Annotated in this window: 17 protein-coding genes; 4 read left to right on the top strand and 13 right to left on the bottom strand. The window is 41.2% G+C overall.

What is annotated here, in order from left to right; all coding sequences use genetic code 11:
- Window positions 1-69: 69 nt before the first annotated feature.
- The 3 genes from NQT65_RS00650 to NQT65_RS00640 are packed head-to-tail and all read left to right on the top strand — an operon-like array spanning window position 70 to window position 4,834.
- The gene (locus NQT65_RS00650) at window positions 70-1,992 is read left to right on the top strand and encodes a PrkA family serine protein kinase (protein ID WP_004588112.1); all 1,923 of its coding nucleotides are present in this window, start codon (window positions 70-72) and stop codon (window positions 1,990-1,992) included.
- Between the two features lie 26 nt (window positions 1,993-2,018).
- Window positions 2,019-3,302 carry a YeaH/YhbH family protein gene (locus tag NQT65_RS00645; RefSeq protein WP_256850245.1) on the top strand — a complete coding sequence of 428 codons (1,284 nt, stop codon included), beginning with the start codon at window positions 2,019-2,021 and terminating at the stop codon, window positions 3,300-3,302.
- 17 nt (window positions 3,303-3,319) lie between these two features.
- Entirely contained in the window at window positions 3,320-4,834 is a 1,515-nt protein-coding gene (locus NQT65_RS00640; RefSeq protein WP_126007501.1) for a SpoVR family protein, read from the top strand.
- A 151-nt stretch (window positions 4,835-4,985) separates the two neighbouring features.
- Here the strand turns inward: NQT65_RS00640 and NQT65_RS00635 are convergent, their stop codons facing one another.
- Entirely contained in the window at window positions 4,986-5,957 is a 972-nt protein-coding gene (locus tag NQT65_RS00635; RefSeq protein ID WP_029774351.1) for a sensor domain-containing diguanylate cyclase, read from the bottom strand.
- A gap of 3 nt (window positions 5,958-5,960) precedes the next feature.
- Complete coding sequence (locus NQT65_RS00630) at window positions 5,961-6,965, bottom strand: response regulator (RefSeq protein ID WP_004588116.1); 1,005 nt, start codon at window positions 6,963-6,965, stop codon at window positions 5,961-5,963.
- A 216-nt stretch (window positions 6,966-7,181) separates the two neighbouring features.
- Between NQT65_RS00630 and tpx the strand changes: the two genes are divergently transcribed.
- Window positions 7,182-7,769 carry a thiol peroxidase gene (gene tpx, locus NQT65_RS00625; protein WP_004588117.1) on the top strand — a complete coding sequence of 196 codons (588 nt, stop codon included), beginning with the start codon at window positions 7,182-7,184 and terminating at the stop codon, window positions 7,767-7,769.
- Between the two features lie 113 nt (window positions 7,770-7,882).
- On the opposite strand, the gene adk is transcribed toward tpx, so the two are convergent.
- The 11 genes from adk to NQT65_RS00570 form a co-directional block, all read right to left on the bottom strand.
- On the bottom strand, window positions 7,883-8,527 hold the full coding sequence (gene adk, locus NQT65_RS00620; protein ID WP_004588118.1) for an adenylate kinase: 645 nt from the start codon (window positions 8,525-8,527) through the stop codon (window positions 7,883-7,885).
- A 182-nt stretch (window positions 8,528-8,709) separates the two neighbouring features.
- Window positions 8,710-10,623 carry a molecular chaperone HtpG gene (htpG, locus tag NQT65_RS00615; protein WP_024033368.1) on the bottom strand — a complete coding sequence of 638 codons (1,914 nt, stop codon included), beginning with the start codon at window positions 10,621-10,623 and terminating at the stop codon, window positions 8,710-8,712.
- A gap of 145 nt (window positions 10,624-10,768) precedes the next feature.
- A complete protein-coding gene (locus NQT65_RS00610) occupies window positions 10,769-12,673 on the bottom strand; it encodes an MFS transporter (RefSeq protein WP_256850244.1) in 1,905 nt (634 codons plus the stop codon).
- Window positions 12,674-12,939: 266 nt separating this feature from the next.
- Window positions 12,940-13,548, bottom strand: coding sequence for a recombination mediator RecR (recR, locus tag NQT65_RS00605; RefSeq protein WP_004588121.1), 609 nt, complete (start codon window positions 13,546-13,548; stop codon window positions 12,940-12,942).
- Between the two features lie 6 nt (window positions 13,549-13,554).
- Window positions 13,555-13,881 (bottom strand): YbaB/EbfC family nucleoid-associated protein, encoded by a 327-nt coding sequence (locus NQT65_RS00600; RefSeq protein ID WP_004588122.1) that lies wholly within the window; start codon window positions 13,879-13,881, stop codon window positions 13,555-13,557.
- 59 nt (window positions 13,882-13,940) lie between these two features.
- A complete protein-coding gene (dnaX, locus tag NQT65_RS00595) occupies window positions 13,941-16,409 on the bottom strand; it encodes a DNA polymerase III subunit gamma/tau (RefSeq protein ID WP_256850243.1) in 2,469 nt (822 codons plus the stop codon).
- A gap of 3 nt (window positions 16,410-16,412) precedes the next feature.
- On the bottom strand, window positions 16,413-16,958 hold the full coding sequence (gene apt / locus NQT65_RS00590; RefSeq protein ID WP_004588124.1) for an adenine phosphoribosyltransferase: 546 nt from the start codon (window positions 16,956-16,958) through the stop codon (window positions 16,413-16,415).
- 172 nt (window positions 16,959-17,130) lie between these two features.
- On the bottom strand, window positions 17,131-17,253 hold the full coding sequence (locus NQT65_RS00585; protein ID WP_004588125.1) for a hypothetical protein: 123 nt from the start codon (window positions 17,251-17,253) through the stop codon (window positions 17,131-17,133).
- Between the two features lie 72 nt (window positions 17,254-17,325).
- On the bottom strand, window positions 17,326-18,078 hold the full coding sequence (locus tag NQT65_RS00580) for an HvfC family RiPP maturation protein (protein WP_256850242.1): 753 nt from the start codon (window positions 18,076-18,078) through the stop codon (window positions 17,326-17,328).
- 10 nt (window positions 18,079-18,088) lie between these two features.
- Window positions 18,089-18,946: an HvfB family MNIO-type RiPP peptide maturase gene (locus NQT65_RS00575; protein ID WP_024033364.1), complete on the bottom strand. Its 858-nt coding sequence runs from the start codon at window positions 18,944-18,946 to the stop codon at window positions 18,089-18,091.
- Between the two features lie 83 nt (window positions 18,947-19,029).
- Complete coding sequence (locus tag NQT65_RS00570) at window positions 19,030-19,566, bottom strand: HvfA family oxazolone/thioamide-modified RiPP metallophore (protein WP_256850241.1); 537 nt, start codon at window positions 19,564-19,566, stop codon at window positions 19,030-19,032.
- Between the last annotated feature and the right edge of the window lie 222 nt (window positions 19,567-19,788).

Here is a 19,788-nt window from a genome sequence, read left to right as displayed (position 1 = left end):
CAAAAATATCAATCTCTGACTAAACTTTAAAAAGTAAGCACCTTTTTAAAGCGGGTTTCGGAGGTTATTATGACTATTTTTGAGCACTACCAAGCACGATACGAAGCAGCACAAGAAGAAGAATACAGCATTAGCGAATTTCTAGAAATTTGTAAAAATGACAAATCAGCTTATGCCAGCGCCCCTGAGCGTTTACTTATGGCAATAGGCGAGCCGCAAATGGTTGATACTGCAACCGATGCACGTTTAAGCCGGTTATTTTCTAATAGAGTGGTTGCACGCTACCCTGCCTTTGCAGACTTTTACGGCATGGAAGATGCCATAGAACAAATTGTCTCCTATCTAAAGCATGCGGCTCAAGGCCTAGAAGAATGCAAACAAGTCCTTTATTTACTCGGCCCAGTTGGGGGAGGTAAATCTTCAATTGCAGAAAAACTAAAATATTTAATGCAGCAAGTGCCTATCTATTCAATTAAAGGCTCTCCGGTAAACGATCACCCGCTCAGTTTGTTTGACCCAGTAGAAGATGCCAACGTTCTCGAAAAAGAATACGGTATTAAACCACGTTATTTAAAAACGATTATGTCGCCATGGGCAGGTAAACGGTTAAAAGAATTTAACGGCGATATTAGCCAATTTAGAGTCGTCAAACGCTACCCCTCTATTTTAAATCAAATAGGTATAGCCAAAACCGAGCCCGGTGATGAAAACAATCAAGATATTTCAGCATTAGTGGGCAAAGTAGATATTCGCCAGCTTGAGCATTTTGCACAAAACGACCCCGATGCCTACGCTTACTCAGGCTCTTTATGTTTAGCCAACCAAGGTTTAATGGAATTTGTAGAAATGTTTAAAGCCCCTATCAAGGTGCTGCATCCACTCCTTACCGCAACGCAAGAGGGTAACTACAACGGTACCGAAGGTATTAGCGCTCTGCCGTTTAACGGCATGATTTTAGCCCACTCAAATGAGTCAGAATGGCAAACATTCAAAAATAATAAAAACAATGAAGCGTTTTTAGATCGTGTTTATATTGTAAAGGTCCCTTATTGCCTGCGTGTGACCGAAGAAATAAAAATCTACGACAAACTTATTCAGCATAGTGAACTTGCCAGTGCACCGTGTGCACCAGGTACGCTTAAAGCGTTAGCGCAATTTACTACCTTATCTCGATTAAAAGAGCCTGAAAACTCTAGTATTTACTCAAAAATGCGGGTCTATGATGGTGAAACCCTAAAAGATACCGACCCTAAAGCAAAGTCTTACCAGGAGTATCGTGATTACGCAGGGGTAGATGAAGGCATGACCGGCCTTTCCACTCGTTTTGCTTTTAAAATTTTGTCGCGCGTATTTAATTTTGATACCACCGAGGTTGCAGCTAATCCGGTGCATTTATTTTATGTTTTGGAGCAGCAAATAGAGCGTGAACAATTTAGCGCCGAAGTAGAAGAGCGCTATTTAAGTTTTTTAAAAGGCTATTTAATTCCGCAATATGTTGAGTTTATTGGTAAAGAGTTACAAACCGCGTATTTAGAGTCATACTCTGAATATGGCCAAAATATTTTTGACCGCTATGTGATTTATGCTGATTTTTGGATACAAGATCAAGAATACAGAGACCCAGATACAGGACAGTTATTTGACCGCGCCTCGTTAAATGCAGAACTTGAAAAAATAGAAAAACCCGCCGGCATTTCTAATCCCAAAGATTTTAGGAACGAAATAGTTAACTTTGTATTACGTGCACGCGCTCACAATAATGGTAAAAACCCGTTATGGACAAGCTACGAAAAACTACGCACTGTGATTGAGAAAAAAATGTTCTCAAATACCGAAGATCTACTCCCTGTTATTTCCTTTAATACAAAAACCTCCGCTGAGGATCAACAAAAACACGAGGACTTTGTTAACCGCATGGTTGAAAAAGGCTACACGCAAAAACAAGTGCGTTTACTTTCTGAGTGGTATTTACGGGTTAGAAAATCGCAGTAACCTTCATGTAGTTTAGGGGGAACAGTATGGCGCATTTTATAGATAGACGCTTAAATGGTAAAAACAAAAGCACGCTTAATCGTCAGCGCTTTATTAGGCGCTATAAAAAGCAAATAAAAGAAGCAGTGTCTGATGCGGTTAATAAACGCAGCGTTACCGACTCTAGTTCAGGGGAGAGTATATCTATCCCGCAACGAGATATTAGCGAGCCCATTTTTCACCAAGGTAAAGGGGGCGACAGAGAACAAATTCACCCTGGCAACGATCAATTTTCAACAGGTGACAAAATTGAGCGCCCTAAAGGCGGCCAAGGTGGTGGCGCAGGCGATGGCGATGCAAGTGATTCAGGCGAAGGCCAAGATGACTTTGTGTTTTCTATTTCTAAGGATGAATACCTTGATTTACTCTTTGAAGACCTAGAGCTGCCCAACTTACAAGAAAACCAGCTAGATAAGCTTGTACAAATGAAAACTCATCGGGCTGGTTTTTGTAGCGATGGTATGCCCAGTAATATTGATATAGTACGCTCATTACAGGGCTCACTCGCCAGAAGAGTCGCCATGAGTGCGGGTAAAAAAAGACGCCTAGCAGAGCTTGAAGATCAACTTGCGATGGAGCGTGAGCAAGCCGACAGCGACCAAGCCATCATTGCGTTATTACAAGAGGAAATTGAGCAACTTAAACAGCAAATAAAAGCCGTACCATTTATTGATAATTACGACTTACGTTTTCGTAATTATGAAAAACGCCCCCACCCCACCAGCAAAGCCGTTATGTTTTGTATCATGGATGTATCAGGCTCGATGGATCAGGCCACAAAAGACATGGCAAAGCGTTTTTATATTTTGCTGTATCAATTTTTGACCCGAAGTTATAAAGACATTGAGGTGGTGTATATACGCCACCACACACAAGCTAAAGAGGTCGACGAACAAGAGTTTTTTTATTCTCAAGAAACTGGCGGCACTATTGTCTCCAGTGCCCTTAAATTAATGAACGAAATAATAAAAGAGCGCTATGATTCAGAGCAATGGAATATATACGCAGCGCAAGCATCCGATGGCGATAACTGGGCAGACGATACCCCACACTGCGGTGAAATATTACGTAATAAGCTACTTAATGCGGTACGCTACTTTGCCTATATAGAAATTACCACGCGTGCGCACCAAAGCTTGTGGCGCGAATACCAAAACATCACCCAAACCCATAGCAACTTTGCAATACAACATATTCAAAGTGTTGAAGACATTTACCCTATGTTTAGGGAGCTATTTAAAAAAAATCGTCAACAACAAGGGGCTGCTTAGCCTAAGCGAGGTTTACTATGAGCACTGAACGAATTAGCGATGGCCCAGATTGGACCTTTGAGCTGCTTGAGCAATACCAAACTGAAATAGCCCGTGTTGCAGCGCATTACCGGTTAGACACTTACCCTAACCAAATTGAGGTAATAACAGCTGAGCAAATGATGGATGCTTATTCAAGCGTAGGCATGCCTATAGGCTACAGCCATTGGTCATATGGTAAAAAATTTATACAAACCGAACAAAATTATAAGCGTGGGCAAATGGGGCTGGCTTACGAAATTGTGATTAATTCAAACCCCTGTATTGCTTATTTAATGGAAGAAAACACACTCCCTATGCAGGCACTGGTTATGGCGCATGCCTGTTATGGCCATAACTCATTTTTTAAAGGAAACTACTTATTTAAAACATGGACTGACGCCGACTCCATCATAGATTACTTAGTGTTTGCTAAAAATTATATTAGCCGCTGCGAAGAAAAATACGGTATTACACAAGTAGAAAGCTTAATTGATTCGTGTCACGCATTGATGAATTACGGCGTAGATAGATATAAACGCCCGCAGCAAATTTCCCTTTTTGAAGAGCAAAAACGCCAAAAAGAGCGTGAAGACTACATGCAATCTCAAGTAAACGAGCTATGGCGTACTATCCCCGCTCAGCAGCAAGAAGCTAAAAAGCAAGAAAGGCATTTTCCGCAAGAGCCGCAAGAAAACATTTTATATTTTATTGAGAAAAACGCGCCTTTATTAGAGTCTTGGCAGCGAGAAATAATACGTATTGTGCGAAAGATATCGCAATATTTTTATCCGCAAAAACAAACCCAAGTGATGAACGAAGGCTGGGCCACCTTTTGGCACTACACCATTTTGAACCACTTATATGATGAAGGTAAATTAACCGACTCCTTTATGATGGAGTTTTTGCAAAGCCATACCAACGTGGTTTATCAGCCACCTTATAACAGCAATTACTATTCAGGTATAAACCCGTATGCATTGGGTTTTAATATGATGGTGGATATTCGCCGTATTTGCGAAAACCCAACAGATGAGGATAGACGCTGGTTTCCTGAATATGCAGGCACTAATTGGCTAGACACACTACATTTTGCAATGGAAAACTTTAAAGATGAAAGCTTCATAAGCCAATTTTTATCACCTAAGTTAATTCGTGATTTTAAGCTATTTACTATTGTCGATCACAGCCGTAATCCACATCTAGAGGTAGGCGCAATACATGATGATAGCGGTTATCAGGCTGTACGCGAAGCGCTTTCAGCGCAATATAATTTGAGTAATCACGAACCTAACATTCAAGTATATAATGTTGATGTTAGAGGCGATCGTTCTTTAACGTTGCGTTATGTTCCTCACAATAACATCCCCCTTGCGGACTCGCATAAAGAAGTGCTAAAACACCTGTACAGGTTATGGGGGTTCAAGGTTCAATTACAGCAAGAGACCAGTACAGGCGATGTGTCTACTCTTGGTCAATGCCCAGCAGATGATACTCGCCATACTACAGAGTAAATAAAATGCCTGATAAAAACGGCACTTTAACCAAGCCCTTGTTAAGGATTTACTGCCAAGACTTGCGGCGCAATTAGATGCATCCTTGGTTACTTTAATTTAGCAGTAATATTACCGCTGCCTTAATTTTAGCAGCGCATAAAAAAGACGCTTATGCGTCATTTTTTATATCCTCAAAATCGGTTACTCTGTTACGGCCATGCTCTTTTGAGTGATACAGGGCTTTGTCAGCGGCTTCAATCCACCGCTCATGTTTTGCAAAGTCAGGGCTATTTCCTGCAAAACCAACACTCACAGTCATCTCTATTTTTGTGTTTTTATAAACAAAAGGGTTGGCTTCTATTAACGCTCTTATGCGCTCGGCAAATATTGCTGCGCCTTGCTTGTCGGTATCGAGTAAAGTAACAACAAACTCCTCCCCACCATAACGCCCTGCTATATCGGTTTCGCGAAGCGTCGTTCGTAACAGTTCTGAAAGGTGGCGTAGCGCTTCATCGCCACAGCTATGGCCATGCTCATCATTAATTTTTTTAAAATGATCGATATCAAACATCAATAATGTGCTGCTGCCACCGCTGCGCTTAACACGCAAAAACTCTTGGTGCAGTGTGCTTTCCCAATGCCCACGGTTAAACAGCTGCGTTAAGCTGTCGGTTTGGCTTACTTGCTCTAAACGCTTATTTAAATCTTCTAATTCTTTTTTATTGACTGCCACATCGGTAACATCATAAATAATGATACAAATATGACTGACCTCACCCAGTGTGTTGGTAAGTGGAATAAAGGTCGCATTTTGGTACATGTAATCCGCTTTACCGGTAATGGGACGGTAGTTTTTAAAACGAAAGATGTAAGGTTGCTGCTCCCAGATAGTAAAAGAGCGGTTTTTAAGTACAAATACAGACTCTGACTTGCTTCTAAACCATTTTTCATCAATTGAAGGAAATAAATCAAATAGGTCTTTGTCTTTTACAGCACTTGGCAATAGCCCAGAATGGTTTTCCATAAAGCCATTCCACACACACACTTTATAATTTCTATCCAGTACAACCAGGCCCACATCAACCGTGTTAAACATATCCATTAACCAATGGATCTCATTCATTTCTAAATCAGCGGCCATAACTTAGTCTTCTAATAGGTAAGCAACTTTGTATTTCAAAGTTTTAAGTGAATCTTCGGTAAATAACAGCATAAGATCGCAGTTAATATCGTGGTTTTCGATGCCGTAGCTTATTTCTATCGCTAAGGTTCTTTGCCAACGAGATTTATTTGATTTAACCAATTCAGATACGTCGCGATGTTGGCCAAGTACAATGGGATGACCTTGGCTAAAAGACATATCTAGCTGTTTAGAAAGCCCCGTTAAAATTGAGCCTATTAAAATATTACTAATATCCATAAGTAGCTCAAGCTCAACTTTGTCGTTCAGCTCACCGTCGTAATTCATCAGTGACGCAATTTCTTTAAAGCTTGAGTCGTTTAATAAAAGTAATGCCTCGCCCGATACGCCACCGCCAATAAAGCCTTGGCACACCCCTGATGTGGCAGCATTATTATCAATTGACTGCAGCGCCATATCCAGTTCATTAACTTCAAGCACATTCACATTCGGAATTGGCAACTCTACAAACACATTCAAAAGCCGTGCAAGCAAATCGCCTGCCTGGCCCATAGCGACATTTGTAAGCTCTTGGTATATATCGCGCACATCTGGGTCTACTTGTTCACCTAAAGAATGAGCAAGACGCTCGCGCATGGCTTTATCTTTAATGCCATGATGCTCGATAATATCGGCAAGTTTTTCAGGTGAGCAAGGTTTTTGGATAAAATCAATGGCGCCTAATTCAAGTACGCGTTGGTGCGCATTTGGCTGAATATCGCCAGACACAACCACGGTTAGGATATTAAGGCCTTGCTCTTTCATGGCCATAAGGACTTCGTAACCGTCCATTTCAGGCATGTTTAAATCAAGAAAAAGGATTTCGGGCTCGATTATTTTTAGTTTTTTGATGCAATCAACACCATCTTGAGCAAACTCTACTTTAATATCCCAGTCATCTGGTAAAGAGCGGGCTAGCTGGCGCCTCGCTAATTTTGAGTCGTCACATATTAATACGGATGTTGACATACTATCTCTCTATTATTTAACCCAATGTTGTCAATAGGCCTTATGACTTTATTAAAGATACATTTTGTAACTACATGTTAATAAAAGTTCATGCAGTTTACAATTTATATATCACAGAACTTATTATTACTTTTACAGTGATATTTAATCGCTTGGTCAGTGATATTGAGTATAATACACTCAAACCTATTGCGTTAATTTAAAAGGAAATAACCTATGGTACGCTCTCTTATTTTTGCACTAAGCACACTGGCTTTAAGCTCAGTTGGGCACGCATCACAGTACCCAGAAAACACGCTTGATGCAGGTAAGGTCTCTGCTCAGGGTAAGCCTGTCACTTTGTTAGGTAAAGGTGTAAGTGTAGGTGATAATGCGCCAAATTTTAAAGTGGTTGATGGTGGTTTTGCCCCTGTAAATCTTAATGATTATAAAGGGCAAGCTGTATTAATCAGCGTGGTGCCAAGTTTAGATACTGGCATTTGTAGCTTACAAACCAAACATTTTAATGAAAAAGTAGCGACGCAATTTCCTGCTATCGCAATACTAACCATCAGTGCTGATTTACCTTTTGCTCAAAAACGCTTTTGTAATGCTGAAAACATCGACAAAGTAACAGCCCTTTCTGACTCTGTATGGCGAGACTTTGGCCAAAAATATGGCTTAATTATAAAAGATATGGGGCTACTAACTCGCGCTGTGCTTATTTTAGATAAAAGCCATACAGTGATATACAAACAGCTCGTGTCTAATTTATCTACCGAGCCAAACTACGACCCAGTAATAGAAAAGCTAAAAACGTTGTAAGTAACAGGGCGTGTTGACCTTTGGTGGTTTAATTTTAAATTGTTAAAAGCTACTAAATACAAAAAAACCGCCCGAGGGCGGTTTTTTAATACCTAAGCTGTGTTTAGATTATATTAACCTAAAAGCTCTGCTAGTTGCTGGCTTACTGTTTCAACAGCTTGCGTACCATCAATTTTATGGTACTGCGTGTTACCTGCTTGCGCTTCAGCTTGGTAGTAATCAACCAATGGCATAGTTTGCTCATGGTAAATAGCTAAACGTTTACGAACTGTTTCTTCCGTGTCATCGGCACGAATAATAAGCTCTTCGCCTGTTTCATCGTCTTTACCTTCCACTTTTGGTGGGTTGTAAACAACGTGATAAACACGGCCAGAGCCAGGATGTACGCGACGTCCACCCATACGCTCAACAATTACTTCATCAGCAACGTCAAACTCAATAACGTGATCAACCACAACGCCATTTTCTTTCATAGCATCTGCTTGTGGAATAGTACGTGGGAAGCCATCAAGTAAAAAGCCTTGTTCGCAGTCTGGTTTAGCAATACGCTCTTTCACTAAACCAATGATGATATCGTCAGAAATTAATTGACCTGCATCCATTACTTTTTTCGCTTCTAAGCCAAGTGGTGTACCTTCTTTAATGGCTGCACGAAGCATATCACCGGTAGAAATTTGTGGAATACCGTATTTGTCCATTAAAAACTGAGCTTGAGTACCTTTACCAGCACCTGGCGCGCCCAAAAGAATAATGCGCATATCATTGTCCCCTAGTATGGATATTTATTTTAAAGCCTGAATTCTTCCACAAGCGCTGCAGATACTCAAGCAACTTATACTAATTGCCTACTTTAGAGCGCATAAAAAAAGGAAGCATACGCTTCCTTTATAATTATGGTTATATTTTAGGCTCTTTTAGCAATTAAAAGAGCCTGTTAGCCTTACTTATTTAAATCAAGCATTAACTTGTTTAAACGTGTTACGAACCCGGTAGGATCTTTTAATGTACCGCGTTCAGCAAGTAAAGCTTGGTCTAGTAATACATGAGACCACTGTGCAAACTTATCTTCGTCTTGCTCATCGTTTAAGTGCTTAACTAACTGATGCTCAGGGTTAAGCTCAAACACTGGCTTAGCCTCTGGTACAGGTTGCCCTACTGACTCCATAAGCTTTTGCATTTGCGAGCTCATGTCGTTCTCATCACTAACCACACAGGCAGGAGAGTCTGTTAAGCGATGCGTAAAGCGTACTTCTTTAACTTCTTCACCTAGCGCTGTTTTAATGCGCTCAATTAAGCCTTCTACTTCTTTTTCAGACTCTTCTTGCGCTTTTTTTGTTTCTTCGTCGTCAAGCTTACCTAAATCAAGGTCGCCACGGGTAATTGACTGGAATGATTTTTCGTTAAACTCAGTTAAGTGGCTCATCATCCACTCATCAACACGGTCACTTAGTAATAATACTTCGATGCCTTTTTTGCGGAAGATTTCTAAGTGCGGCGAGTTTTTAGCCGCTGTAAACGAATCAGCAACCACGTAGTAAATTTTATCTTGCTCATCGTTCATACGCTCAATGTATTGCTCAAGCGATACATCTTGTGTTTCTGAGTCAGTATGCGTAGATGAGAAGCGTAACAATTTAGCAATGGCTTCTTTATTCGCTGTATCTTCTGCTGGGCCTTCTTTGATTACTTGGCCAAACTCGTTCCAAAATGTTTGGTAGTCTTCGGCTTTATTTTTAGCCATACGCTCTAGCATTTTTAAGATACGAGACGTACACCCTTTACGAATCGCTTGCGTTACTTTGTTATCTTGTAAAATTTCGCGCGATACATTTAGCGGTAAATCGTTTGAATCAAGTAAGCCTTTTACAAAGCGCAAGTAACTTGGCATAAATTGCTCAGCGTCATCCATAATAAAGACACGTTGAACATACAGTTTTAAGCCACTTTGGCGCTCACGGTTCCATAAATCGAACGGCGCTTTTTTAGGGATATACAATAAGCTTGTGTACTCAGTTTTACCTTCTACTTTATTGTGCGCCCAGTTTAGCGGCTCTTCCCAATCATGGCTTACATGCTTGTAAAACTCTTTGTATTCTTCATCAGAAACCTCTGACTTATCACGTGTCCATAGAGCGGTTGCACGGTTAATACTTTCCCACTCACCTGGAACTGCTGGGATTTTTTCGCCGTCTTCGCCTTCAGACTCAGGCACTTCTGCTTTATACATTTGTACAGGCGTAGAAATATGATCTGAGTATTTAGTAACGATGCTACGTAAACGGTATTCATCCGCGTATTCTTTTTCTTCTTCACGCAGGTGTAAAATGATATCCGTACCACGGCCTTCTTTTTCAATTTCTTGTAACGTGTACTCACCTTCACCTTGTGACTGCCACTCGTACGCTTGTGTTTCACCCGCTTTACGCGTGCGCACTGTCACTTCATCAGCCACAATAAAAGCTGAGTAAAAACCAACACCAAATTGACCAATTAATTGCGAGTCTTTACTTTGGTCACCGGTTAAGTTTTTGAAAAACTCAGCAGTACCCGACTTAGCAATAGTTCCTAAAGAGCTAATCACTTCTTCACGCGTCATACCAATACCATTGTCAGAAATGGTAATTGTGTTCGCCTCTTTATCTGCGCTAATACGTACACGTAAATCGGCATCACCTTGGTAAAGGTCGCCATTTGAAAGCGCTAAAAAGCGTAGCTTATCGGCGGCATCTGATGCATTTGATACAAGCTCACGTAAAAATATTTCTTTATTCGAATATAACGAATGAATCATTAAGTTTAATAGTTGTTTTACTTCTGTTTGAAAGCCTAATGTTTCTTTTTGTGCTGCAGTCATTTATGTATCTCCAATTAGCAAAGTGTCTGCGTTATGCACTTAATATGGGGTGAGGTGGAGTAACTTCAAGGGAAAAATTTAAAAAAGCAGCTTTTGCGCTGACATAAATAAAAAGCCACATAAAAATGTGGCTTTTAGAGTTAAATTACGGTGTGTTTTTAGCGTGCTGGGCTTTTAAAGCGCTGACTTGTTCGTGCAAATAATTAGCACTTACCTGCTCAGCTTCAATCGGCTCTCCCACACTCACCGAGACTAAAGACCATTTAAGGCGTGGTAGTTGCCACTTGGCTTTACGGCTAAACATACTGCCCCACAAGCCACCTAAGTGAACGGGCACAACAGGCACAGGTGTGCGCGCTATAATGCGCTCAATGCCCCGCCTAAACATGTCCATTTCACCATTGCTTGTTAGTTTTCCTTCAGGAAAAATACCAACTAACTCACCGCGTTCAAGCGCTGCGGCAACCTCATCAAATGCTTTTGCAAACGCCTTTGGGTTGGCTTTTTCGCTATCAATTGGAATAGCTTTTGCCATTTTAAATAGCCAATGCAGCGCTTTTGAGTAATAAATGGGAGCAAACACCATAAAGCGTATAGGCCTAGGCGAAGTGGCTAAAATAAACATCCAATCTACAAAGCTTACATGATTAGCTACAATAACGGCTGCACCTTCGCTTGGAATATTTTCATGCCTTTTTGTGCGCACGCGATACATGCATATGGCTAAAATATAGATAACAAAGCGCAAGAAAAATTCCGGCACCTTAGTGTAAATATAAATAGAGATAAGCAAATTAAGCCCCGCCAAAAGCAATAGTAACGACGAAATATGCCACTCTAAAACAGAGAGCGTTACAATACTTAATATGGCACTGCCAACCATTAAGAGCGCATTAAGCACATTATTAGCAGCAATCACCCGTGAACGACTTGCCTCCTCGGTACGCTGTTGAATAAGCGCATACAGCGGCACAGTATAAAAACCGGATGCAATACCAATACCTGCCATCCAAACAAAATGCCATACCATGTCGCCTGTATTAAGCACTTGTTTAAGCGTTAATAAATTTTCAGAGGGCGCGATATATTGACTAATAGCCGGCTCTTGGCTTAATAAATACAAAAATAGCGTAATTAAAATAGCGCCAAAAGGTACAATGCCCAGCTCAATACGTGAGCGCGAGAGCTTTTCGCACAACAAAGACCCCACGGCAATGCTTAGCGAAAACACCACCAGCGCACTGGTTACCACGAGTTCATCGCCACCCATTACATGCTTAACGTAATTAGGTAATGCCGTTAAAATAACCGCGCCTATTAGCCAAAACCAGCTTATACCCAACACCGATTTACCAACCGATTCTGTTTGAGCATTAAGCGCTTTAAATACATTTTTAGTGGATGAAAAAATATTATAGGTAAAGTGCAAATTAGGATTATTGGCTTGGCTTATAGGAATAAAGCGGCTGCTGAAAAAGCCAAGTACCGCAAGTACCAGCACGGCAATACTAATAATTGTTGGACCTGTTGTTTGAGTAATGTAATAGGTGCCAAAAATAGTACCAATTAAAATAGCTACAAAAGTGGCAGACTCAACCAAGCCATTGGCTTTTGTTAATTCGTTAGGCGCCACATGCTGCGGTAATATTGAATACTTAAGCGGGCCAAAAAAAGTACTTTGCAAGCCCATAAAAAACACGGTAGTCAGCATTAGCCAAACATATTGCGTAAAAATAGAGGCTGCGCCAATAACCATAATCGGTATTTCGCAAAATTTAACAAGCCGGATCAGCTTTGATTTTTCTGTTTTTTCAGCTAATTGCCCCGCCATTCCTGAAAATAAAAAAAACGGTAATATAAATAAGCCCGCTGCAAGGTTTGAATACAGCGCACCATCGCCAAGGGTTGCAGCTTGAAACACTAACAATATAAGCACGGATTGCTTATACACATTATCATTCATAGCCGACAAAAACTGCGTTACAAATAGCGGTAAAAAGCGCTTACTGCTGAGTAAGCCGCCTTTATTGTCGTGTTTATTATTTTGCATAGTACTCCTTACTAATCAGATAAATTCCTGATGTTTTTATACCAACTTGAGCGATATTTTTAAGGCGCGTGAGCCGTGCAACTATCACGTTATCTAGTTGTTGTTAGTCAATAATTTATAACACAACGTCGCCAAGTTTAACTCATTTATTAATTTAATATGATTACCGGCAAACTCACACACGTTATACGGTAATTAAATAGCAAACACAAAAAAGCCCACATATTTTACTATGTAGGCTTTTAAAACGATTTCCGATAGTTGTGTTAGTCCTGCATAACCGCTCGGCGGCCACTAAATGCATGCATTAACGTTGTGCCATCTACTAAATCAAGCTCGCCACCAACAGGTATACCATGCGCTATACGCGAGGCCCCTACTTTATATTTATGGCAAAGCTGGGCAATATAATGTGCAGTGGTTTCGCCCTCAACCGTGGGGTTGGTAGCTAAAATTACTTCGTTAATACCGCCGTGCGAGAGCTTTTGTTCAAGTATATCAAGGCCAATTTCTTTAGGGCCAATACCGTCAATTGGCGATAAATGCCCCATAAGTACAAAATATAAACCAAGGTATTGGCCTGTTTGCTCTATTGCCAACACATCGGTAGGCGATTCAACAACACACAGCACACCACTGTCTTGGCGTTTTGTACTTAAGCAAATATCACACTGCGCTTGCTCAGTAAAAGTGCGGCACGACTGACAATGCCCAACCGCGCCCATGGCTTTGGTCAATGCGTTACCAAGTTGAGTACCGCCTTTACGATCGCGCTCTAATAAATGAAACGCAATGCGCTGAGCCGACTTAGGACCAATACCCGGTTGGCAACGTAGCGCTTCTATAAGCTGCGTTAAACTATCTGAAAGTTGCATATTTGCTTAAAACGGCATTTTCATACCTGGTGGTAATTGCATACCGCCAGTTACTTTGCCCATACGCTCTTGCGTTTCGTCAGCAACGCGGCGAACAGCATCGTTACATGCTGCAGCAAGTAAATCTTCAATCATGTCTTTGTCGTCTTCCATAAGGCTTTCATCAAGCTCAACACGACGCACGTTATGATTACCAAGCATGGTTACTTTTACAAGGCCTGCGCCGGCTTCGCCAACAACTTCCATTGTCGCGATTTCGTCTTGGGCTTTTTGCATGCGCTCTTGCATTTGCTGCGCTTGCTTCATCATGTTACCCATTCCACCTTTAAACATAATTTTCTCTCTTTCTTTTAAACTCTAGTTGTCATGAAGATAAGGGCGATTGTATTTAATTACAATGCCTGAATACTGTTTTCGTCAATTTCGGCGCTAAATAGCTGCTGAAATTGTACTATGTTTTCATCAGATGTGATCGCATCAATTGCTTGCTGGTGTCGCCCTGCATCTATTTTTTGCTGAATTAAATAAGGCGAGTCAATCACCCCTTTTGCAAAGTTAATACTCAGCGATACGTTATGCCCGTATATACTTGATAACGCCGCATCGAGCTTTTGCCTAAGCATGGGCGTATCTAAGTGTTTTTGCGATTCATCCACGTCAATATGTAAACTGTCGCCTTGCTTAGTAAAAATCGAGTGTAATGCAAATTGGCGCATTCGCCCACCAAGCCCCATACGCTTAATTAAATAAGCCCACTCATCTTGCTGATGCGCAAATTTAATCTCGCTAATTGGGCTTTGAAAATCATCTGGGACCGGTATAGCGGGCTCTTGCTCTATTACCTCAGGCTTTTTTTGCGGGTTAATTTGCTCAAGCAGCTCAGGCGCTAAGTTTTCAGTAATTGTTTGATGCTTTTCTTTAAAATCAACCTTACGCGCTGGCTGGCTTTGCGTTACTGGCTCAGCTGGCGTTTGGCTCCCTGTTACTGGGAGCGTTGGCTTTTTTTCGCTATCGCCTTGCGCATGGTCATGCCATGGCGGTGAATCGTTTTGTGACTCACTCGCTTGCGGGCTTGTATTGTGTGGCTTTGCTTCGCTGTTAGGCGTAGCTTGAGCAGGCATTTTTGGTGTTTGCGCTTGCTCAGAGGTATTTACACTCCCCCCTGAAAGCCTGCCTGCCCCCGATATATTTCTATCCCGTAAAATTCGCGCAATTGCTGATTGTGCTTGAGCTTCTTGTTCACGCACACTGCTATCTTTAGCATCGGCGTTTTCAGGCGCGGGTTGTGTGTGTTGCGCTACAGGTGCAGGGTTATAACCTTGCTCTACCGCACTGCTCATAACATCATCAAATTGTGCAGCTAAGCTTTGCTCCATATTACTGTGTTGCAGATAAGCATCGTCTTCACTTTGGCGCTCAGCAGCATCGTCACTCTTAGCAATGTGCTCACTTTGCTGCACAGGGCTCGGTATATCGTTTTGCGGGCTTTGAGCCGCAGGTGATGCGCTGTTGCTGTGTTGCTCACTTGGCGAGCGTGTTAGCTGCTCTGTGGGCGGTTGCTCTACTGGTTCATCAATTGTTTGGCTTTGCGCAGTGCTTTGGTTTTGGCTTTTCTCAACCATTACTTGCGGAGCAGGGGTTTCGTCTTGCGATGGTGTTTTATTTTTATTTAATATATCACGCAGCGCATCGGCACGGCCTTTACTACTGGTAGGCGCAGGCATTGCTGCACTTGGTGCGTCACTAGGCTCAGGAAGCGATTGAGCAGGCGTTGTACCTGCAGACTCAAATGCTAATAAACGCAGCATTATCATTTCAAAACCTAAACGAGGCTCTGGCGCCCATTGTAAGTCTTTTTTACCGTTTAATAGTAACTGGTAATAAACCTGTATTTGTTGAGCCTGGGTGTGTTGAGCAACATGGCTAATATAATCGGCATTTTTATCATCAAGTTGCGCTGCTTGCGGGACAAGCTGAGTTAATTGAATAAGATGAGTTAATGCAATTAAATCATCAAGTAGTGCAATATAGTTAGGATTACGGCTCGCAACTTGGGCTATTTCGTCCATCAGTGCGCCACCATCTTGTGCTAACAAAGCAGCAAGCAAACTTTGGCTGTGATGTGTGTCCATTAAACCAAGCATAGCTTGTACGGCTTGATTGTTTATGTCGCCGTTGGTTTGCGCAATAGCTTGATCTGTTAAGCTCAACGCGTCACGCATACTGCCATCGGCGGCTTTTGCAATAATACTTAGCGCATCTTTATCAAAGTTTAATTCCTCTTGAGTAAGGACATGCTCAAGCTGAGTTTTAATTTCGCTTTGCGAAAGTGCATTTAAGTTAAACTGTAAACAGCGCGATAAAATGGTAACTGGTAACTTTTGCGGATCAGTGGTTGCTAGTAAAAATTTCACATGCTCTGGCGGCTCTTCCAACGTTTTTAATAACGCGTTAAAGCTATGCTTAGAGAGCATGTGTACTTCATCTATTAGGTATACTTTGTAACGTCCACGAGTGGGGGCATATTGAACGTTATCAAGAATTTCACGAGTATCTTCTACTTTGGTGCGAGAAGCGGCATCGATTTCAAGTAAGTCAATGTATCGCCCTGCTTCTATGTCAGTACAACTGCTACATTGCCCACATGGAGATGCCGATATCCCCTCATCACAATTTAAGCTTTTAGCAAAAATACGCGCAATGGTCGTTTTACCCACACCACGGGTTCCAGTAAATAAATAAGCGTGATGCAGTCTATTTTGCGTTAGCGCATTAACAAGCGCTTGCTTTACATGAGACTGGCCAACCAATTCATGAAAGGTTTGCGGACGCCATTTTCTCGCTAGAACCTGATAACTCATCAATTACTCGCCTTCAAACTCAACCAGTTTTAAGATTTTAATACCCATTTTTTCTATACGCTGCTCACCACCAAGCTCAGGTAATGAAACAACAAACGCTGCATCAGTGGCTGTGCCGCCTAATTTTGCAACTAGCTTTGCTGTGGCTTCAATTGTGCCACCGGTAGCTAATAAATCGTCAACTAATAATACTTTGTCGCCTGGGACAATAGCATCAACATGAAGCTCTAATGTGTCTTCACCGTATTCAAGTAGGTAATCTTGGCGAATCACTTCGCGTGGTAGCTTGCCTGGCTTACGAACAGGAATAAAAGGGATCCCTAACGCGTAAGATAGCGGTGCACCAAAAATAAAGCCGCGAGATTCTGTACCAATAATTTTTGTAAAGCCTTGGTTTTTATATTCGTTTATAAAAGCATCGATTGTTGCTTTAAAGGCTTCTGGATTTGCCATTAGTGTTGTTACATCACGAAACATAATGCCTGGTTTAGGATAGTCGGCAATGGTTGCGATACTGTTTTTAATAATAGCGGGTGTTACTTGAGTCATAAGTTTAATTGCTCAATAGTTTATATTTCAAAGCAGCTGATTATAACCTTAACTGACGTTAAAATGCGAGTTTGCTGTTATTAATACCAAGGTGGTTTGAAAATTATAAGGGTGGAGGAAGAAAAGAAGCTTAAGGCTGATATAAACAACAGCCTTAATAGAGCAAGGAGCTTTAAGTTAGGCTTGTGATCCAGCCTAAAATCGCATTTAAACAGCCAATACCTACAAAAACTGCTAAAAAAGCAATAAAGTAAGTAGCGTTAAACGGATCTTTAAAGTCTTTATCATCTGACATTGGTATAACCTTTTTTTAAGCACGACAAATAAGGCTGCCATGATAGACGAAGTAAAAACATCTATAAAGACCTTAATGTTGATTTTTTGTCACGATAATACCGCGCTCGGACATTGCATTAAGCGTACTTAACGCACCATGCGCAATTTGTTGTTCGCTAAAATTAGGCGCGTGGACTAAAACCTGCTGGCATACACTCTCAAAGTCAATGCCCGCATTGGATTCTATTATTGAAAGTAGCAAGGCGGTCATTGCATTTGTGGCTAAAAACTGTACGTCGTCGTTATCATCTCTGTATACAACAAAGTAATTAGGCTGCTCAGATGGCGTGCTGGGTTTATATTCTGTGCTGATATTTTGCACCGCATATTGGTAGCTTAAATTACGCGCTACACTCGATAAATAAAGTGCAGAACTGGTTAGTTCAGTGCTTTTTAAGCGTTGCTCGTTGGTATCTTCATTAGCCACGGAAACATCAAGTTCTATCCACTCATAATGTGCCAGCTCCAGCATAAATGCATAATCGTACTCTTGCAGGGTATAGCTGCTCGATAAGTAATTAATAAACTCCCCTGCTATGTCTAAAAAGTAAGGCGACTTACAGTCATGCTCACTAAAAAAAGCCCTTATTAATTTTTGCCATTGCTGCTGTGTATATAAAGTTTTAAGCACCGGAAAACCAGATGAGATGAACCCTGCAATATTATTAAAAAATAAGTCGCGGTAAATCGCCATGCGTCTATCTTCAATATCTTTAGGCTTTGGGTTATGCTCAGGCTCACGTATGTGCGCCATAAACTCATTTTGGCTGTCAATAAAGCTCATATTTATTCCTTTATGCTAATTGCTGAGTAGGCGATGCGCATAACTGCTTATTTTGTAAATCGTGAATAATATCAAGTTCTTTTGTTAGTGTATTTATACTTGGAATATTAAAATCACGCTCTAATAAGGTAGGAAACACCCCATGCGCTTGGTACGCTTTATCAAGCAAGTCCCATACGGGGTCAATAACATCCGCGCCGTGGGTATCAACAATTAAATCATCGGCTTCATTGTAGTGCCCAGCTACGTGCCCATATGCAATGCGTTTTGAAGGTAACCCTAATAAAAACGCTTCGGCGTTGTAACCATGATTAATGGAATTAACATAAATATTATTTACATCAAGGAGTAGCTTACAATCAGCTTGCTCTAAAATCGTGTTTGTAAATTCAAGCTCAGATAACTGCTGGCCAGGCGCCGCATAATAAGAGACATTTTCGATGGCTATTTGGCGCTCTAAAATATCTTGCACTTGTTTGATGCGAGGTACAACGTGTGCAATGGCATCTTCAGTAAAAGGGATTGGCATTAAATCGTACATATGCCCTTTTCCAGAGCAGTAACTTAGGTGCTCACTGAATAGTTTAATGTTGTGCTGATCAAAAAACGTTTTTAGCGATTTAACAAATTCAATATCAAGAGGTTCAGGCGAGCCGATAGAAAGCGATAAACCATGGCAAACAAAATTATTGGCGTCAGTTAAGGTTTTAAATTGTTTTTTAAAGCGCCCTCCCAGCTTAAGCCAGTTTTCAGGCGCTACTTCCATAAAATCGATTTGCTTTGGTGTATGCGCTAGTAGTTCATCAAGCATCTCTCGACGAAGACCTAAGCCCACCATCCCAAATGCTGAGTTTTGTGTTGCTCTCATCATTATCTCCTAAAACAAAAAGGGCCTTTTGGCCCTTTTAGCATAACGTATATCTGAGTAAATCAAGTACTTAAATCAGCCTGTTATTGGCCGCCACATTTGCCTTCGCCGCATTTACCTTCTTTTTTACCTTTTGCGTCGCCGCCACATTTACCTTCGCCGCACTTACCTTCTTTTTTGCCTTTTGCGTCGCCACCACATTTGCCTTCGCCGCATTTACCTTCTTTTTTGCCTTTAGCGTCGCCGCCACATTTGCCTTCGCCGCATTTACCTTCTTTTTTGCCTTTAGCGTCGCCGCCACATTTGCCTTCGCCGCACTTACCTTCTTTTTTACCTTTTGCGTCGCCGCCACATTTGCCTTCGCCGCACTTACCTTCTTTTTTACCTTTTGCGTCACCGCCACATTTGCCTTCGCCGCACTTACCTTCTTTTTTACCTTTTGCGTCGCCGCCACATTTGCCTTCACCGCACTTACCTTCTGCCGCATCAAGCTGGTATCCGGTTACTAGCTGTTGAAATTCAAATGGGTTTGCTTGTGCATCTGCAGAGGCAAAACTTGCAGAGCCAACAACTACTGCACCTAAGGTTAACGCGATTGAGTTTTTCTTTACTGTATTCATTGTATGACTCTCTTATATAAGTGTGTATTAAGATAACGCAAACTAATTATTGCCAATTATGCGTTGCTTGTATAATTAAATAGACCCGCTATCAAATAAAAACTTTCATTTATTTTCATTTTTTTTACTTTTAAATTTATACAAACAAATATGGGCAGTAATTTAAGTTTTATCAAACCATACTTTGCAGGTACACTACGCACCCGTTTTTTCAATAAAAAT

It is taken from the genome of Pseudoalteromonas agarivorans (assembly GCF_024518735.1).
GTDB classification, from domain to species: Bacteria; Pseudomonadota; Gammaproteobacteria; order Enterobacterales; family Alteromonadaceae; genus Pseudoalteromonas; species Pseudoalteromonas atlantica.
The sequence above is the reverse complement of the archived record's forward strand: the minus strand, read 5'-3'. Positions and strand labels throughout refer to the sequence as shown.

What these genes read in the sequence shown, in the direction of transcription:
- NQT65_RS00650 (WP_004588112.1), top strand. Translation starts at nt 70, where the DNA reads ATGACTATTTTTGAGCACTACCAAGCACGATACGAAGCAGCACAAGAA.
- NQT65_RS00645 (WP_256850245.1), top strand. Translation starts at nt 2,019, where the DNA reads ATGGCGCATTTTATAGATAGACGCTTAAATGGTAAAAACAAAAGCACG.
- NQT65_RS00640 (WP_126007501.1), top strand. Translation starts at nt 3,320, where the DNA reads ATGAGCACTGAACGAATTAGCGATGGCCCAGATTGGACCTTTGAGCTG.
- NQT65_RS00635 (WP_029774351.1), bottom strand. Translation starts at nt 5,957, where the DNA reads ATGGCCGCTGATTTAGAAATGAATGAGATCCATTGGTTAATGGATATG.
- NQT65_RS00630 (WP_004588116.1), bottom strand. Translation starts at nt 6,965, where the DNA reads ATGTCAACATCCGTATTAATATGTGACGACTCAAAATTAGCGAGGCGC.
- tpx (WP_004588117.1), top strand. Translation starts at nt 7,182, where the DNA reads ATGGTACGCTCTCTTATTTTTGCACTAAGCACACTGGCTTTAAGCTCA.
- adk (WP_004588118.1), bottom strand. Translation starts at nt 8,527, where the DNA reads ATGCGCATTATTCTTTTGGGCGCGCCAGGTGCTGGTAAAGGTACTCAA.
- htpG (WP_024033368.1), bottom strand. Translation starts at nt 10,623, where the DNA reads ATGACTGCAGCACAAAAAGAAACATTAGGCTTTCAAACAGAAGTAAAA.
- NQT65_RS00610 (WP_256850244.1), bottom strand. Translation starts at nt 12,673, where the DNA reads ATGCAAAATAATAAACACGACAATAAAGGCGGCTTACTCAGCAGTAAG.
- recR (WP_004588121.1), bottom strand. Translation starts at nt 13,548, where the DNA reads ATGCAACTTTCAGATAGTTTAACGCAGCTTATAGAAGCGCTACGTTGC.
- NQT65_RS00600 (WP_004588122.1), bottom strand. Translation starts at nt 13,881, where the DNA reads ATGTTTAAAGGTGGAATGGGTAACATGATGAAGCAAGCGCAGCAAATG.
- dnaX (WP_256850243.1), bottom strand. Translation starts at nt 16,409, where the DNA reads ATGAGTTATCAGGTTCTAGCGAGAAAATGGCGTCCGCAAACCTTTCAT.
- apt (WP_004588124.1), bottom strand. Translation starts at nt 16,958, where the DNA reads ATGACTCAAGTAACACCCGCTATTATTAAAAACAGTATCGCAACCATT.
- NQT65_RS00585 (WP_004588125.1), bottom strand. Translation starts at nt 17,253, where the DNA reads ATGTCAGATGATAAAGACTTTAAAGATCCGTTTAACGCTACTTACTTT.
- NQT65_RS00580 (WP_256850242.1), bottom strand. Translation starts at nt 18,078, where the DNA reads ATGAGCTTTATTGACAGCCAAAATGAGTTTATGGCGCACATACGTGAG.
- NQT65_RS00575 (WP_024033364.1), bottom strand. Translation starts at nt 18,946, where the DNA reads ATGAGAGCAACACAAAACTCAGCATTTGGGATGGTGGGCTTAGGTCTT.
- NQT65_RS00570 (WP_256850241.1), bottom strand. Translation starts at nt 19,566, where the DNA reads ATGAATACAGTAAAGAAAAACTCAATCGCGTTAACCTTAGGTGCAGTA.